Source organism: Actinomycetospora cinnamomea, from assembly GCF_003096675.1.
GTDB classification, from domain to species: domain Bacteria; phylum Actinomycetota; class Actinomycetes; order Mycobacteriales; family Pseudonocardiaceae; genus Actinomycetospora; species Actinomycetospora cinnamomea.
The window spans coordinates 210,153-225,899 of the sequence record NZ_QEKW01000001.1; the positions used below are offsets into that span (position 1 = coordinate 210,153).

The following is a 15,747-nucleotide window of genomic DNA, read 5'->3' on the forward strand; positions in this document are numbered from 1 at the left end:
CCCTCGGCAGGGGACATCCCCTCGGTGCTCGGGTGTCCTGGGTTCGACACGGCGGCCTCCTCTCCGTGCTCTCGTGGCGCGTCCATCAGTTCAGGATCCGCAGATCGGAGATGGTCCCGCTGGCCACGAGCGCGATGTAGAGGTCGGTGGCGATGAGGGTGCCGATCGAGATCCACGCGTAGAGCATGTGCCGGGCGTTGAGCTTCGAGAGCTGGGTCCACATCCAGTACCGCGCCGGCGCCCGGGAGAAGTGCTTGAGCCGGCCTCCGGTGACGTGCCGGCAGGAGTGGCACGACAGGGTGTAGAGCCACAGAGCCACGACGTTGACCAGCAGGACGATGTTGCCCAGGCCCAGACCGAACGTCGCGGCGTCCCCGGTGCCGCTCTGGAACGCGATCACCATGTCGTAGGTGTTGATGATCGTGATGACGAACGCGATGTAGAAGAAGTACCGGTGCGCGTTCTGCAGGATCAGCGGGAAGCGCGTCTCTCCGGTGTACCGGCCGTGCGGCTCGGCGACGGCGCACGCGGGTGGCGACGCCCAGAACGCTCGGTAGTACGACTTCCGGTAGTAGTAGCAGGTCACACGGAACGCCAGCAGGAACGGCAGCGAAATGATCGCCAGCGGGATCCACGGCGGGAACTGCGGGAGGATCTGGCCGAAGTGGCTGGCGTCCTGGATGCACGACGCGCTCAGACACGGCGAGTAGAACGGCGACAGGTAGTGGTACTGCTCGACGTAGTACGCCGAGCCCCAGAACGACCGGATCGTCGCGTAGACGACGAACGTCGCGAGCCCCAGCGCGTTGGCCAGCGGCGGCAGCCACCAGCGGTCCTGGCGCAGCGTGCGCTGGCGGATGTCGGGGCGGCCCGGCGCCGGCGGCCGGTACGTCCCGGAGTCGTGTGTGGTGGTCACGGCACCCGGTCCTCGTCTGCGTCGACGGCGTCGCCGGCCGGGTGACGGCCACTGCGCCCGTGCTGGACGGCGACCGACGATCGGGACCCGGCAGGGCGACGCCCTGTGGTGCGCCGCACACTACGACGCGTCAAACCTCCGTGTCGCGCCGGTCACCCCCCTGTCGGCCCGTGATGATGGCCACTCCGGTGATCGTCCGGAAGGCGTGCCGGTGACGGGCTGACAGGACGGCCGGGAGGCGCGTCAGTCCTCCCGGTCGACCGCGTCGCGCAGGGCCTCCAGCGTGTCGTCGTCGCGGTCGGCGAGGGCCTCGCGGACCACGTCGTAGGCCACCGCGGCGCCGTAGCCCTTGCGTGCGAGCATCCCGACCAACCGCCGGGCGGCGACCGCGTCGTCGTGGCGGGCGAGGGAGGGCAGCCGGCGGTCCACCAGCGCCCGGGCGCGCGCCCGCTCGTCGTCACGGCCGATCTCGTCGACCGCCGCCGTCGCCGTCTCGCGGTCGACGCCCTTGCGGTGCAGTTCGTCGGCCAGCGCCCGCCGCCCCAGGCCCTGGTGGCGGTGCCGCGAGGACACCCACTGCTCGGCGAACGCGGCGTCGTCGACCAGGCCCACCGCGCCCAGCCGGTCGAGCACGCGCCCGGCGACGTCGTCCTCGACGCCCTTGCGAGCGAGCCCGTCGGCCAGCTCGGCGCGGGACCGGGCGCGGGTGGTGAGCAGGTTCAGGCAGATGGTGCGCGCGACCGACTCGGGATCGGCCTCGGGATCGGGCCCGGCGGCGTGCGTGCTGCCGGTGCCGTCGCGGTCGGGCGGCTCCGGCGCGCGCCCCCGCGGCGACCGGCGCCGCCCGGCCCCTTCGCGGACACCCACCCGGCTCAGAAGTCGACCGGCGCGGGCGCGGGCGCCTCGTCGTCGAGCTTGGGCCCGACGCCCAACTTCTCCTTGATGCGCTTCTCGATCTCGTCGGCGACGTCGGGGTTGTCGCGCAGGAACTTGCGGGCGTTCTCCTTGCCCTGCCCCAGCTGGTCGCCCTCGTAGGTGTACCAGGCCCCGGACTTGCGCACGATCGCCTGCTCGACACCCATGTCGATCAGCGACCCCTCCTTGGAGATGCCGTGACCGTAGATCATGTCGAACTCGGCCTGCTTGAACGGTGGGGCGCAGTTGTGCACGACCACGTCTTCTGCCACCAGGGTGTGGTGCTCCTCGATCTCCACGTCGAAGGTCCGGCGACGCTGCGCCGGGAGAACTTCAGCGACCGCGGCGTAGCCGACCTCCTCGGCCAGCACCTCACGCAGGAACGCGTCGTCGAGCGCGTCCGCGAGGCGGGCCAGACGGTCACGCCGGATGCGCCCGGCGCCGAGCACCTGCCGCATCCCTCCTCGCGGATCTCCGGCGCGCTCTCCGATGAGGGAGGCCGCGTCTCCGGCCGTGACACCGCGACGCGCGAGGTGCTCGAGCACCGGCGCGCTGTCCGCTCGGGAGAGGTAGACCGCTTGGGAACCGCGCTCGCGCGATGCGTCGTCCTCATCGAGGTGCTCGATCAGCACCTTTCCACGAGGACCCCACATCGGGATGTTCTGGGCGAACGCCCGCACGTTGTCTGAACCCGCAACGCGAACCTCCCAACACGGCCGACGACCGGAGATTCGGCGCCCATGGATGAGGCCGCCGCGCTGGACTCGAGGGTCACGCTTGCGGACGCTGCTCCCGATGCCCCACCGAAGCAGCAACCAATGCAGTTGATGGGCCAGCTGCTCAGACGTGGTCGCGTAGCCCAGCCGCAGGATCCCGGTCGATTCCCGGCCCACCCACCCGTCGGTCTCGAAGAGCCCGAACACGAGGTTCGCGGCCACCTCCGCCGACGTCTCGGGAGCGAAGAAGCAGGCCGGGATCTGCTTCTCCGGAGCTAGCTTCCCCCAGATTCCCGTCTTCTGACATAGTTCGAGCACGCCGTTCCGTTCGCCCTTGCGATGGGAGAAGGCGACTTCGAGTCCGCGGGATCGGCGTCGGGCCTCGCACCCGAGATCGGCCGCCAGAGCCGCGGCGTCGTCGTGCAGGGAAGGCTCGATGTTGATGAAGGAGACCGGGGTCCTCCCGCCGACATAGCCGTCCCCGATCAGGTAACCGAGCAGCCGGGCGTGCTCCGGAGGCATCGGCTCCTCCGTGCCGAACCCGGCGAACTCACGGGGCCTCGCCACACGGTCGCCGACACCGAGCTCGCCCGCCGGCCGCCAACCGTCTTCCGTGAGGACCTTGTGGTCCGGGGTCACCCACAGCTCCGGCCCTCCGCGGAGACGCAGGCCGATGACCTCCTGGTCCCCCTGATCGAACCATGAGACAACAGGACGCGGGTGGAGCCTCCGCGCCTTGTCGGACGCGACGACGTGCACCGGCAGTCGTCCATCGACGATGTCTTCGATCGCATGTGTGATCCCGGTGACCGGGTCGAAAACCTTCGTGCCCTCGGCAAGGCACTTGTTCTTCACGACCTTGACCCGAGTGCGGTTCCCGACTGCATCGGCACCGTCTTTCAGGGTTTCGATCCGGCGAATATCCAGCCGCACCGAAGAATAGAACTTCAATGCGCGGCCGCCCGTCGTCGTCTCAGGTGAACCGAACATGACTCCGACCTTCTCGCGCAGCTGGTTGATGAAGATCGCGGTGGTGCCCGAGGCGTTGAGCGCACCGGTGATCTTCCGCAGCGCCTGGCTCATGAGCCGCGCCTGGAGACCGACGTGGCTGTCGCCCATGTCGCCCTCGATCTCGGCGCGCGGCACGAGCGCGGCCACCGAGTCGACCACGATGACGTCCAGCGCGTTCGAGCGGATCAGCATGTCCATGATCTCGAGCGCCTGCTCGCCGGTGTCCGGTTGGGCCACCAGCAACGCGTCGGTGTCGACGCCGAGGGCCTTCGCGTAGTCCGGGTCGAGCGCGTGCTCGGCGTCGATGAACGCCGCGACGCCACCCTGGGCCTGGGCGTTCGCGACCGCGTGCAGCGTCACCGTCGTCTTGCCCGAGGACTCCGGGCCGTAGATCTCCACCACACGCCCGCGGGGCAGGCCGCCGACCCCGAGCGCCACGTCGAGCGCGATCGAGCCGGTGGGGATGACGTTGACCGGCGCCCGGCCCTCGTCCCCGAGGCGCATGACCGAGCCCTTGCCGAACTGCTTGTCGATCTGGGCGAGGGCGAGCTCGAGCGCCTTGTCGCGATCCGGTGCCTGTGCCATGGGTGTCACCTTGCTCGATGGTGGGGGTGTCAGGGCTCTGACTCTCGGCGCCGACGCTAGGCGGAGGGTCCGACAGCGCGGTGCCGGAGCCGGCCGCCCTGGGGACGGACGGGACGGTTGTGGACGGACGATGGCGACGCTGGGGCCGCACCGGGGCCGTACGGAGCAGCGTAGACGAACACGTGTTCGATACCGAGCCCCGGTCGCCGACCGGCGTGTCGCATCCGCGGACGGTCACCGGCGCTCGACCGGGACCTCGAACTCCGCACACACCGCCCGCCACACGTCGCGCGGCTCGTCCCCGTCCTCGAGGGCCTGCTCGACGGTGCGCCCGCCGAGCGCGCCGAAGACGTGGTCGCGCGCGATCGAGCCGGCGCGCACGGTGCCGAACTCGTCGTCCATGAGCCGGCGGAAGTGGGTCAGCCGCACGCGATCCAGCGTAGTGATCGCGCGGGGTCGCCCCGTCGGGCCCGTAGGCTCGGGGCGTGGACCCCCTCGCCCTCTCCGGCCTCGACCCGACCGGCGGCACCATCGGCACGGTCGTCGCGGTCCTCGGTCTGGTCGCGGCGCTGGTCGTCCTGCTGCGGTGGTGGTTCCAGAACCGGGGCCGCTGACCCGCGTCAACCGACGTCGAGGTGGCGCAGGGAGGGCCAGAAGCTCTCCCACGACACCAGTCGACCGGTGGCCAGCCACAGCCGCGCCCCGGGATCCCCCGCGTCGCCGACGTGGCCGACCGGCCGCACGTCGGCGAACCAGGGCCGCAGCTCGTCGGCGTCCGCGCCCACGTAGAGCACGGCGTGGACGTCGTCGGACGGCGGCGGGAACCAGCCGTAGCTGCGGTTGCTGCTCACCGCCGGCGGCAGCGTCCCCGCGGCCGCGTGCACGTCGAGGAACGCCGCGTAGATGTAGGACCCCGCCATCACGCCGGTGTGTGCGCGCTGCGCGGGGGGCAGCGCCTCGTACGCCTGCGTCGTCGCCGCGGCGACCTCGGCGCCCACGGTCGGGGCGGCCACGGGCACCGACAGCGCCAGGAACGGCACCGCCGCCGCGGCCGCCAGCACGCCGGCCGGCCACGCGGCCCGTCGCCGGCGGCCGTGGCCGGCCTCCCGCCGGTGCTGCAGGCCGACCGCGCCCACCGCGCCCAGCACCCCGTAGAGGCCGACCAGGTAGTAGGGCCGTCCCACGGTGACCACGAAGACCGCGTAGAGGACGATCGCGGTGACGCCGAGGTAGCGCAGGTCCCGCAGCCGGGCGTCCCGGAGGAGACGCAGGAGCCCGTGGAGGACCAGCGGGAGGCCCAGGACGCCGGCACTGCCCAGCAACCCGACCGCGACACCGAGCCGTCCCCCGTAGAGCGCCCCGGCCTCGGAGGCGACGACCGGCCCCATCCGCAGCTGCGGCCAGCCGTGGAGCGCCTGCCAGACGAGCGTCGGTGCGGCGATCGCCGCCGCGAGGCCCGCGCCGGTCCACAGGTGCGGGCGGCGCAGGAGCTCCCGCGGCCCGAGCGCGGCGACGGCGAGCAGCAGCACCGCCGCGAGCAGCAGGACCTGGAACTTCGTCTGCGCGCCGACGCCGACCACCACGCCGAGGGCGAGCAGCAGGCGGTCCTCGCGGACCCGCCACCAGCGGACCAGCAGCCAGCCCAGGGCCAGCCACGTGACCGGCTCGAGGGTGTAGGGCGTGAGCCAGTGCCCGCTGATCGCGGTCCAGATGCCGGTCGCCTGCGCGACCGCGGTCAGCGTCTGCGCCCGCGCGTCGCCCCCGAGCTCGCGGGCGATCAGCGCCGCCAGCACCACCCCCGCCGTCGTCGCCGCGATCGCGGGCAGCCGCAGGACGAGCACGTTCCCGGGCGCGAGGAGGTCCGTCGCCGCGGCGAGGAGCGGGGCCACGGGCGGCTGGTCGACCGAGCCCCAGTCGAGGTGGTGGCGCCCGATCGCCAGCATGAGGGCCTCGTCGAACCACCACCCCGGGATCCACGCCACCGCGAGGTGTGCCGCGGCGACGAGGCCCGCGACGACCCCGACGGGCCTGCGCGCGAGGCGGGGCACCGGGGGTGGCGCGGACGCGGTGGCGGGGGCGGCCGTGGCGGTCATGGCGGCGATGGTCGCGGCGCCGGGCCGCGGGGACCACGGCGCGACGGCCCGGGACCGATCACCGAAGGGAGCCGGGTCGATCGACCTTCGACCGAGGTCGGTCGTCGGACGGCGGCGCTAGCGTGCCCCCGTGCCGACCACCGGGCTCACGCCGCGCCTGTACGACGCGGGCGCGCTGGCCCTCGCCCTGCTCGGGGTCTACCTCGTGCTGTGGCCGGAGCGCCCGGTGCTGCCCGAGGAGGCGCCCGCGTGGTGGTGGATCGACCTGGTCGGCGGGGTCGTCGCCGCGCTGGTCCTCCTGGCCCGGCGGCGCGCCCCGGTCGCCTCGGCGCTCGTGGTCTACGGCCTCACGGTCCTCTGCACCTCGGCGTGGCTCGCCGGGGCCGTGGCCACCTTCTCGCTGGCGGTGCGCCGGCCGTGGCCCACCGCGGCCGCGCTCGGCGCCTTCTCCCTCGTCATCGGCCCGGTCCAGGGGCTCTTCCGTCTGCAGACCGAGGAGAGCACGTCATGGGGCAACCTCGCCTGGGTGGTCGCCATCACGGTGGCCCTCCTCGCGACCGGCGCCGCGATCCGGGCCCGGCACGAGCTGCTCGACTCCCTGATCGAGCGGGCCGAGCGGGCCGAGACCGAGGCGGCGCTGCGCGCCGAGGCCGCCCGCAGCGCCGAGCGCACGCGCATCGTCCGCGAGATGCACGACGTGCTCGCCCACCGCCTGTCGATGGTCTCCCTGCACGCCGGCGCGCTGGCGCACCGGCGCTCCGCCTCGCCGGACGAGGTCCGCGAGGCGCTCGAGGTCGTCCGGGCGGGCGCCCGCGACGCGCTGGTCGACCTGCGGACCATCCTGGGGGTGCTGCGCGACCCCGACGCCGACGGCCCCGAGGGCGGTGTCGACAGCGCCGCCCACCCGCCCCAGCCCACGCTCGCCGACCTCGGGCGCCTGCTCGACGGCGTCCGCTCGGCCGGCACGCCGGTCACGCTGCGGGACGAGCTCGCCGGTGCGGCCCTGCCCGACGAGGCCGGCCGCACGCTCTACCGGATCACCCAGGAGGCGCTGACCAATGCCGCACGGCACGCCCCGGGCCAGCCCGTCGAGGTCGTCCTGCGCGGCGCACCGGGTGCCGACGCCGAGCTGGAGGTCACCAACCCCCTGCCCGCCGTGGTGACCGCCGGAGCCCCGGGCAACGGTCTGCTCGGCATCGCCGAGCGGGTCGACCTCGCCGGGGGCCGCGTCCTCGCCCGCGGCCCCGAGAACCACCACTTCCGCGTGGCCGTCCGGGTGCCCTGGCCGGCGGCGGGACCCCGAGGAGCGCCCCGGTGAGCGCCCCCGTCCGCGTGCTCGTCGTCGACGACGACGCCCTCGTGCGCTCCGGCCTGCGCCTCATGCTCGGCGAGGCCGCCGACATCACGATCGTCGGCGAGGCCGCCGACGGCGAGGAGGTGCCGGCCGCCGTCGCGGAGCACCGCCCCGACGTCGTCCTCATGGACCTGCGGATGCCGCGGGTCGACGGTGTCCGGGCGACGGCCGACCTGATGGAGCGGGCCGACCCGCCCGCCGTCCTCGTGCTCACCACGTTCGACTCCGACCAGGACGTCCTCGCCGCCCTGCGCGCGGGGGCCACCGGCTACCTCGTCAAGGACACCCCGCCCGCCGACATCGAGGACGCGATCCGGCGGGTCGCGGCGGGCGGCACGAGCCTGTCCCCGTCGGTCACCCGCCGGTTGATCGCCGCCGCGACGGGACCGGGCCGGGGGCGTCCGGACGCCGCGGCCCGTCTCCGGGCCCTGTCCGAGCAGGAGCGGGCCGTCGCCGCGGCGGTGGGCCGCGGGTGGAGCAACGCGCGGATCAGCCGGGAGCTGCTGCTGTCGCTCTCCACGGTGAAGACCTACCTGTCGAGCGCACTGACCAAGCTCGACCTCGAGAACCGCACCCAGCTCGCGCTGCTGGCCCACGACGCGGGCCTCTCGGCGGACGGGGCCTGACTCACCCCAGCAGCCCGACGAGGCCCTTCGCGACGAGGTAGACCCCGACACCACCGACGAGCACCGCCCCGAGCACCCGCGCGTGGCGCGTGCCCCAGGCGTGGGCGGCCCGCACGACCTCCCGCGTGTGGTCGGGCCGCAGCACCACGAGGGCCAGCGCGGCCGCGGGGAGCGCGAAGCGCAGCAGGCCGTACACCAGCACCTGCACGATCCCGCCGACCGCGCTCGGGTGGGTCTGCAGGATGGCGACGAGGGCGGCGAGGAAGTACAGCCCGGGCAGGTTGGTCGCGACACCGGCGGCGGCGACCGTCGGCACGGTCGGGGCCCGGAGCCGGCGGTCGAGGGCGGCGGGGAGCACGCCCCGGCCCTCGGCGGACGGCCGGGCGCGGCGCCGCAGCGGGTCCCGACCGGCCAGGCGCAGGCCCGCCCAGGCGACCGCGACGGCCCCGAGTGCGAGGTCGAGCCCGAGGTGACCCGTCGTCGCGCCCGACGAGCGCGTGTCGGTGTGCAGCCACGTCACCACGACGATGCCGACGCCCAGGGTGACCGCCAGGCCGGCCGCGACGTAGGTGAGCAGCAGCCGGGCCGGGTGCGGGCTGAGCAGCAGGGCGTAGACGATCGCGAGCGGGACCCCGCGCACGGCGCTGAGCACGCCGAGGGCCAGCGCCTCGGCACTCACGCCGTGTCCTCGTCCACCGGTGCGAGGTGCAGGACGGCGGGGCGCTCGCCGGTGAACGCCACCGTGAGGACACCGGGGACGGGCGGGGCGTCCGGCGCGGGGCGCACGTGCACCCGCCAGGTGACCTGGTCGGCCACCAGCTCCTTGCGGGTGACGTCGCGGGCGACGAACGTGGCCAGCAGCGCCACGGCGTCGTCGCTCGTGATGCCGAACGCCTCGGCGCCGGTCACGAGCACGCCGCCGAGCAGCGCCCGCAGCGCGTCGGTTTCGCGGTCGTCCCAGGGCCGCTCGAGGCGCAGCGCGGCGAGGAAGACCTCGGCCTGCGCGGCGCCGCGGCGTCGCAGGTCGCGCAGGAACGCGACGTCCCGGTTGCTCTTCGACGCCGCGCCGAGGAACCCGGCGGCCGGCGAGCGCGCCAGCTCGAGGACCCGCACCGCGACCTGGCGGTAGCCGCTGTCGGGCCCGAGGGTGCCGTCGGCGAGGAGCCGGTCGATGCGCTCGACGGCGGCCAGCTCCTGGTACAGCGACAGGTTGCCGGCGAGCTCGTTGCGGCGGTCGGCGATGCCGACGGCGGTGCGCGGCTCGTCGTCGCGCCGCAGCGGGTTGATCTGCACCACCCACAGCTCGTCGGGGTCGTCGTCGAGCAGCGGGGCCACCGGCGGGTTCTGGGAGAACAGGCCGTCCCAGTAGGTCCCGCCGTCGATGTGCACGGCCCGGAAGAGGGTGGGGATCGCCGCGGAGGCGAGCACGGTGTCGGCGGTGATGCGGTCGCGGCGGCTGTCGAAGGCCCGGAAGGCGCCGGTGCGGACCTCGACGGCGCCGAGGACGAGGCGCGGGTGGCGGGCGTCGACGTCGACGTCCAGCGCGTCGAAGTCCACGTGGCGGCGCAGCAGCCGGCGGAACTCCGCCCGGCCGTCGAAGGGCGGGGGCACGAGGTAGGGGTTCAGCGGCGGCGCGAGGCCGAGGCTCTGGACGAACCCCGCGCCCACCAGCGCGGCGTTGCCGAGGCGCTCCAGGGGCGTGCTGGCCGCGTTGTCGTCCCAGAATGCCGCGAGCCGGTCGGGGATCGCCGACGGCCGGCCCTCGCGCAGCGCGGTCCAGGCCAGCAGCGCGTTGATCGCGCCGCCCGAGGTGCCGCTGACGGCCACGATCTCGTCGGCGTCGAACGCACCGCGCTCGACCCACCGCGCGACGACGCCCGCCGTGAACGCCGTGTGGCTGCCGCCGCCCTGGAACGCCAGCGCGATCCTCATCCGGCCACGCTATCCGGCCGCGCCATCCGGCCGCGCTGTCCGGCCGCGCTCGCCGGGACGCGGTCGCCGGGCCGCTGTCGGACCCCCGGGGCACCATGGACGCGTGACCCCGCCCGACGGCTCCGCGGCCCGCCCCACGGCCGGCTCCGCGTCCGTCCTCGACCGTTTCTCCCCCGCCACGCGCGGCTGGTTCACCGGCGCTTTCGCGGGCGCCACCCCCGCGCAGACGGGCGCCTGGGAGGCGGTCGCCGACGGCCAGCACGCGCTGGTCGTCGCGCCCACCGGGTCGGGCAAGACGCTGGCTGCGTTCCTCTGGGCGCTCGACCGGCTGGCCACCACGCCGCCGCCCGAGGAGCCCACCCGGCGTTGCCGCGTGCTCTACGTGTCGCCCATGAAAGCGCTCACGGTCGACGTCCAGCGCAACCTGCGCTCCCCGCTGGCCGGGCTGCGCCAGGCCGCCCACCGGCTGGGCCTGCCCGAGCCGGACGTCACCGTCGGCGCGCGCACCGGTGACACCCCCGCCGACGAGCGGCGGACGTTCCACCGCACGCCGCCCGACATCCTCGTCACCACGCCCGAGTCGCTGTTCCTGCTGCTCACCTCCGCGGCGCGCGAGTCGTTGCGCGGGGTCGACACGGTGATCGTCGACGAGGTGCACGCGGTGCTCGCGTCGAAGCGCGGGGCGCACCTCGCGCTCAGCCTCGAGCGCCTCGACGCCCTGCTCGACGCGCCGGCACAGCGCATCGGTCTGTCGGCCACCGTGCGCCCGATCGACGAGGTGTCGGCCTTCCTCGGGGGCGGGCGGCCCGTGCGGGTCGTGGCGCCGGGGTCGGCGAAGACGGTGCAGGTGCGCGTCGAGGTGCCGGTCGAGGACATGGCGGCGCTGGGGGCGGACGGCGCCTCGACGCCGGGGGGCGAGGAGGAGGTCGAGGGGTCGGCGGCCGGCGCCGCGCAGCGGGCGTCGATCTGGCCGGCGGTGCAGGAGCGCGTCCTCGACCTCGTCGGCGAGCACCGCTCGACCATCGTGTTCGCCAACTCCCGACGCCTGGCCGAGCGGCTCACCGCGCGCATCAACGAGCTCGCCACCGAGCGGGCGCACGCCGCGGCGGGGCGGGAGCCGGTCGAGCTGGACGCGGAACCGGTCGACGACGAGGCGGACGAGCTCGCGCCCGTCGTCGGGCCCTTCCCCGCCGAGGCGGTGGGCCAGTCCGGTGTGGCCGAGCCCGCCGAGGTGATCGTCGCCCGCGCCCACCACGGGTCGATGAGCCGCACGCAGCGCACGCAGGTCGAGGAGGCGCTGAAGTCCGGGCAGCTGCCGTGCGTGGTGGCCACGTCGAGCCTCGAGCTGGGCATCGACATGGGCGCGGTCGACCTCGTCGTGCAGGTCGAGGCACCGCCGTCGGTGGCCAGCGGGCTGCAGCGCGTCGGCCGCGCGGGCCACCAGGTGGGCGCGGTGAGCGAGGGCGTGGTCTTCCCGAAGTACCGCGGCGACCTCGTGTCCTGCGCGGTCGTGGCCGAGCGGATGGCGCACGGGGCCATCGAGGCGATGCGCTATCCCCGCAACCCCCTCGACGTCCTCGCCCAGCACGTCGTGGCCATGACGGCGATGGAGCCGTGGTCGGTCGACGAGCTGGCCGCGCTCGTGCGCCGCGCCGCGCCGTTCGCGGGCCTGCCCGACTCCGCGCTGGGCGCCGTGCTCGACATGCTCGCCGGGCGCTACCCCAGCGACGACTTCGGCGAGCTTCGCCCCCGCATCACCTGGGACCGCGTGACCGACCAGCTCGCCGGCCGGCCCGGCGCGCAGCGCCTCGCGGTCACCAGCGGGGGCACCATCCCCGACCGCGGTCTCTACACCGTCGTCACGCCAGGGGGTGGCGAGGGCGCCACCGGCGGCTCGCGGGTCGGCGAGCTCGACGAGGAGATGGTCTACGAATCCCGGGTCGGCGACACCTTCCTGCTCGGCTCCACCAGCTGGCGGGTTCTCGACATCACCCGCGACCGCGTGATCGCCGAGCCCGCGCCCGGCGTGCCCGCCCGCATGCCGTTCTGGAAGGGCGACGCGCCGGGCCGCCCGCTGGAGCTGGGGCGGGCGCTGGGGGCGTTCGTCCGCGAGGTCGCGGCCGCCGACGAGGAGGCCGCGCGGGGCCGCGCCGAGGCGGCCGGGCTCGACGGGTGGGCGGCGGACAACCTGCTGGCCTACCTGCGCGAGCAGAAGGAGTCGACGCGCCACGTCCCCAGCGACCGCACCATCGTCGTCGAGCGCTTCCGCGACGAGCTGGGCGACTGGCGCCTCGTCGTCCACTCCCCCTTCGGGGCCCAGGTCAACGCGCCGTGGGCGCTGGCCATCGCCGCGCGGTTCCGCGAGACCCGGGGCCTCGAGGTGTCCGCCGCGTCCGCCGACGACGGCATCGTGCTGCGCCTGCCCGACGCCCTCGACGACGCCGGCGAGGAGATCATGCCCACCGCCGAGGACGTGCTGCTCGACCCCGACGAGGTCGAGCAGGTGGTCACCGCAGAGGTCAGCAACTCGGCGCTGTTCGCCGCGCGGTTCCGCGAGTGCGCGGCGCGCTCGTTGCTGCTGCCGCGGCGCGACCCCACGCGGCGCACGCCGCTGTGGCAGCAGCGCCAGCGCGCGGCCCAGCTGCTCTCGGTCGCGAGCCGTTTCGAGCAGTTCCCGGTGGTGCTCGAGACGATGCGCGAGGTGCTGCAGGACGTCTACGACGTCCCGGGGCTGGCCGAGCTGATGCGCGACGTGCGCTCCCGGTCGGTGCAGGTGGTCGACGTGGCCACCGCGAGCGCCTCGCCGTTCGCGCGCACCCTGATGTTCGGCTACGTCGGGATGTTCCTCTACGAACTGGACGCGCCCCTGGCCGAGCGCCGGGCGGCGGCCCTGTCGCTCGACTCGACGCTGCTCGCGGAGCTGCTGGGCTCCGAGGCCATCCGCGAGCTGCTCGACGCCGACGTCCTGGCCGAGGTCGAGCGCCAGCTGCAGCGCACCGGTCCCGAGCGCCACGTCCGCGACGTCGAGGGCACCGCCGACCTGCTGCGCTTCGTCGGCGACCTCACCACCGCGGAGGCGCAGGCCCGGGGCGCGCGCGAGGAGTGGCTCACCGAGCTCGAGGCGGCGCGCCGGGCCATCCGGGTCCGGGTGGCCGGCGAGGAGCGGTGGATCGCCATCGAGGACGCCGGGCGGTTCCGCGACGCCCTGGGCGCCGGCCTGCCGGTCGGCGTACCGGAGGCGTTCACCGAGCCCGTGCCCGATCCGCTGGGCGACCTCCTCGCCCGCTTCGCCCGCACCCGGGGGCCGTTCCCGGTCGCGGCGGCGGCACACCGGTTCGGGCTGGGCGTCGCCGTGGTGAGCGGGGTGCTCGACCGGCTGGTGTCCTCGGGGCGTCTGGTGCGCGGGGAGCTGCGCCCGGACGGGGCGCCGCCGCTGCCCGGCGTGCCGGCCGACCTCGTGAGCACCGGGCAGGACGTCTGCGACGCCGAGGTCCTGCGCCGGCTGCGCCGCGGGTCGCTGGCGCGGCTGCGCGCCGAGGTCGAGCCGGTCGAGCCCGCGGCGCTCGGCCGGTTCCTGCCGGCCTGGCACGGTGTCGGTCGCCGCATCCGGCGCGCGCCGGGCGCCGACGACGTCCTCGGTGTGGTCGAGCAGCTGGCGGGCGCCCCGATCCCGGCCAGCGCGCTCGAGAGCCTGGTCCTGCCCGCCCGCCTGCCCGGGTACTCCCCCGCGCTGCTCGACGAGCTCACCAGCGCGGGCGAGGTCACCTGGACCGGCTGCGGCACGCTCGCCGGCGGCGACGGCTGGCTCGCGCTCGCGCCCACCGACCTCGCCGATCTCCTGCTGCCCGATCCGGAATCCGACCTCGTCGACACCCCGCTGCACCGGGCCCTGCTCGGTGTGCTCGACGCGGGCGGCGCCCTGTTCTTCCGCCGGCTCACCGAGCGCGCCCACGCCGCGCTGCGCGAAGACGGCACCGCCGAGGCCTCCCTGCCCGACGACGCCACCCTGGTCGCGGCGTTGTGGGACCTCGTCTGGGCCGGGCTCGCCACCAACGACACGCTGGCCCCGGTCCGGACCCTCGTCTCCGGCGGCTCCCGCGGTTCGGGCGGCTCCCGGGGCTCGTCGGGGGGAGCCCACCGCCAGCGGCGCACGGCCGCCCGCGGGCGGTACGCCCGCCTCGGCCGTGCGCCCATGCCCTCGCGCACCGGGCCCCCGACGGCCGCGGGCCGCTGGTCGGGCGTACCGGAGCGCGAGGCCGAGCCCACCCGGCGCGCCCAGGCCCGCACCGAGGCGTTCCTCGAGCGCCACGGCGTGCTCACCCGCGGGGCGCTCGACACCGAGCGCGTCACCGGCGGCTTCGCCGGCATCTATCCCGTGCTGCGCGCCATGGAGGAGTCCGGTCGCGCCCGCCGCGGCTACGTCATCGAGGGGCTGGGCGCGGCGCAGTTCGCCGTGCCCGGCGCCATCGACCGGCTGCGGGCGGAGTCGCGCGAGGACGACGGCCGGGGCGCGAACCGGGCCCTGGTGCTGGCGGCCACCGATCCCGCCCAGCCCTGGGGCGCGGCGCTGGAGTGGCCGCCGACGGTGGGTGGCCAGGACGGGAGCACCAGTTCGCACCGCCCGGGACGCAAGGCGGGCGCCCTCGTCGTGCTCACCGATGGGGAGCCCGCCATCTACGTCGAGCGCGGCGGCAGGTCGCTGCTGAGCTTCACCACCGACCAAGAGGTGCTCACCGCCGCCGCGTCGGCGCTGGCCACCGCGGTGCGCGAGGGCTGGCTGGGCAGCATCGCCGTGGCGAAGGCCGACGGCTCGGGAGCCCTCGACGGCGTGCTCGCCGAGGTGCTCACCGCGGCCGGGTTCCGCCACAGCCCGAAGGGCCTACGCCTGCGCGCCTGAACCCGGCGGCGGGGGCGTTCCCCACGGGCGGTCGAGGACGCCGCCGGGCCGTCCGGGGTCGCACCCGAGCTGGCGCAGCCGCGCCACCACGCCCCCGACCCCGCGCTCGACCTTCTCGGCGATCTCGCGGCAGAGGGCCTCGCGATCGGCGTCCGGCGCGGCCGCCACCCACGCCGCGCGCACGGTGCTCTCCTCCTCGGGCTCCCACGGCAGCCCGCTGCGGGCGGGGCCGGGACGCGGGGGCGGGAACGGGAACGGCACGACGCGGGGGTCGCGGAAGCCGTGCGGATCGCCGTCGCCGAGGTCGTCGGGCCACGGCTCGCCCAGCGGACCGAACCAGGCATCCTCCCGGTGCTCGCCGGACGGCCCGCCGTACCGGGGGACCAGCCGCAGGCCGTCCGCGCCGGTCTCCTCCGGGCCCGGTCACGCCAGGGCTCGAAGGACGGCGCGTCGTGTTCGTCCGCCCACGCCGCCCGCAGCGCCGCGACCAGGGCGCGGGCCGAGACCTCGACGGTCGGCGGCGGACCGGCGTCGTCGACGGTCGGATGGTGCAGGGCGAGGCGGGCGAGGTCGCCCACCACCTCGACGGTGAGGTCCAGCGGGTCGCCGCGCAGGTGCAGGGCTCGAGAGGTCATGGCGAGCAGCATCGGGCCCGGCGTGGCAGGACCGGGTGCGTTTCGGCGGGACTGGGGACGGTCCGGT

Annotated in this window: 12 protein-coding genes; 4 read left to right on the forward strand and 8 right to left on the reverse strand. The window is 75.3% G+C overall.

The features are described from left to right. Positions 1 to 85 precede the first annotated feature (85 nt). From C8D89_RS01060 to C8D89_RS01075, 4 genes are all read right to left on the reverse strand, one after another. A complete protein-coding gene (locus tag C8D89_RS01060) occupies positions 86 to 916 on the reverse strand; it encodes a hypothetical protein (protein ID WP_116706220.1) in 831 nt (276 codons plus the stop codon). Positions 917 to 1,159: 243 nt separating this feature from the next. Next, positions 1,160 to 1,783: a regulatory protein RecX gene (locus tag C8D89_RS01065; RefSeq protein WP_116706221.1), complete on the reverse strand. Its 624-nt coding sequence runs from the start codon at positions 1,781 to 1,783 to the stop codon at positions 1,160 to 1,162. A gap of 5 nt (positions 1,784 to 1,788) precedes the next feature. After that, positions 1,789 to 4,143 carry an intein-containing recombinase RecA gene (gene recA / locus C8D89_RS01070; protein ID WP_116706222.1) on the reverse strand — a complete coding sequence of 785 codons (2,355 nt, stop codon included), beginning with the start codon at positions 4,141 to 4,143 and terminating at the stop codon, positions 1,789 to 1,791. 234 nt (positions 4,144 to 4,377) lie between these two features. Then, a complete protein-coding gene (locus C8D89_RS01075; RefSeq protein ID WP_116706223.1) occupies positions 4,378 to 4,572 on the reverse strand; it encodes a DUF3046 domain-containing protein in 195 nt (64 codons plus the stop codon). Between the two features lie 56 nt (positions 4,573 to 4,628). Between C8D89_RS01075 and C8D89_RS30655 the strand changes: the two genes are divergently transcribed. Next, complete coding sequence (locus C8D89_RS30655; protein ID WP_279323343.1) at positions 4,629 to 4,757, forward strand: hypothetical protein; 129 nt, start codon at positions 4,629 to 4,631, stop codon at positions 4,755 to 4,757. A 6-nt stretch (positions 4,758 to 4,763) separates the two neighbouring features. Here the strand turns inward: C8D89_RS30655 and C8D89_RS01080 are convergent, their stop codons facing one another. Beyond that, positions 4,764 to 6,236 (reverse strand): glycosyltransferase family 39 protein, encoded by a 1,473-nt coding sequence (locus C8D89_RS01080; protein WP_116706224.1) that lies wholly within the window; start codon positions 6,234 to 6,236, stop codon positions 4,764 to 4,766. A 130-nt stretch (positions 6,237 to 6,366) separates the two neighbouring features. On the opposite strand from C8D89_RS01080, the gene C8D89_RS01085 reads away from it, so the two are divergent. Continuing rightward, a complete protein-coding gene (locus tag C8D89_RS01085; protein ID WP_116706225.1) occupies positions 6,367 to 7,554 on the forward strand; it encodes a sensor histidine kinase in 1,188 nt (395 codons plus the stop codon). After that, entirely contained in the window at positions 7,551 to 8,216 is a 666-nt protein-coding gene (locus C8D89_RS01090; protein ID WP_116706226.1) for a response regulator transcription factor, read from the forward strand. The genes C8D89_RS01085 and C8D89_RS01090 overlap by 4 nt, the downstream gene beginning before the upstream one ends. A gap of 1 nt (position 8,217) precedes the next feature. Here the strand turns inward: C8D89_RS01090 and C8D89_RS01095 are convergent, their stop codons facing one another. Together C8D89_RS01095 and C8D89_RS01100 are read right to left on the reverse strand one after the other, a co-directional pair. Further along, the gene (locus C8D89_RS01095; protein WP_165825494.1) at positions 8,218 to 8,895 is read right to left on the reverse strand and encodes a GAP family protein; all 678 of its coding nucleotides are present in this window, start codon (positions 8,893 to 8,895) and stop codon (positions 8,218 to 8,220) included. After that, entirely contained in the window at positions 8,892 to 10,148 is a 1,257-nt protein-coding gene (locus C8D89_RS01100) for a patatin-like phospholipase family protein (RefSeq protein ID WP_116706227.1), read from the reverse strand. The genes C8D89_RS01095 and C8D89_RS01100 overlap by 4 nt, the downstream gene beginning before the upstream one ends. Before the next feature lie 103 nt (positions 10,149 to 10,251). Between C8D89_RS01100 and C8D89_RS01105 the strand changes: the two genes are divergently transcribed. Next, positions 10,252 to 15,045, forward strand: coding sequence for an ATP-dependent helicase (locus C8D89_RS01105; RefSeq protein ID WP_116706228.1), 4,794 nt, complete (start codon positions 10,252 to 10,254; stop codon positions 15,043 to 15,045). Here the strand turns inward: C8D89_RS01105 and C8D89_RS01110 are convergent. Then, the gene (locus C8D89_RS01110; RefSeq protein ID WP_116706229.1) at positions 15,028 to 15,306 is read right to left on the reverse strand and encodes a hypothetical protein; all 279 of its coding nucleotides are present in this window, start codon (positions 15,304 to 15,306) and stop codon (positions 15,028 to 15,030) included. The two genes, C8D89_RS01105 and C8D89_RS01110, sit on opposite strands and share 18 nt — an antisense overlap. Positions 15,307 to 15,747 lie beyond the last annotated feature (441 nt).

Excerpts from the sequence above, each read along its gene's own strand:
- C8D89_RS01080 (WP_116706224.1), bottom strand. The coding sequence starts at position 6,236 with ATGACCGCCACGGCCGCCCCCGCCACCGCGTCCGCGCCACCCCCGGTG.
- recA (WP_116706222.1), bottom strand. The coding sequence starts at position 4,143 with ATGGCACAGGCACCGGATCGCGACAAGGCGCTCGAGCTCGCCCTCGCC.
- C8D89_RS01100 (WP_116706227.1), bottom strand. The coding sequence starts at position 10,148 with ATGAGGATCGCGCTGGCGTTCCAGGGCGGCGGCAGCCACACGGCGTTC.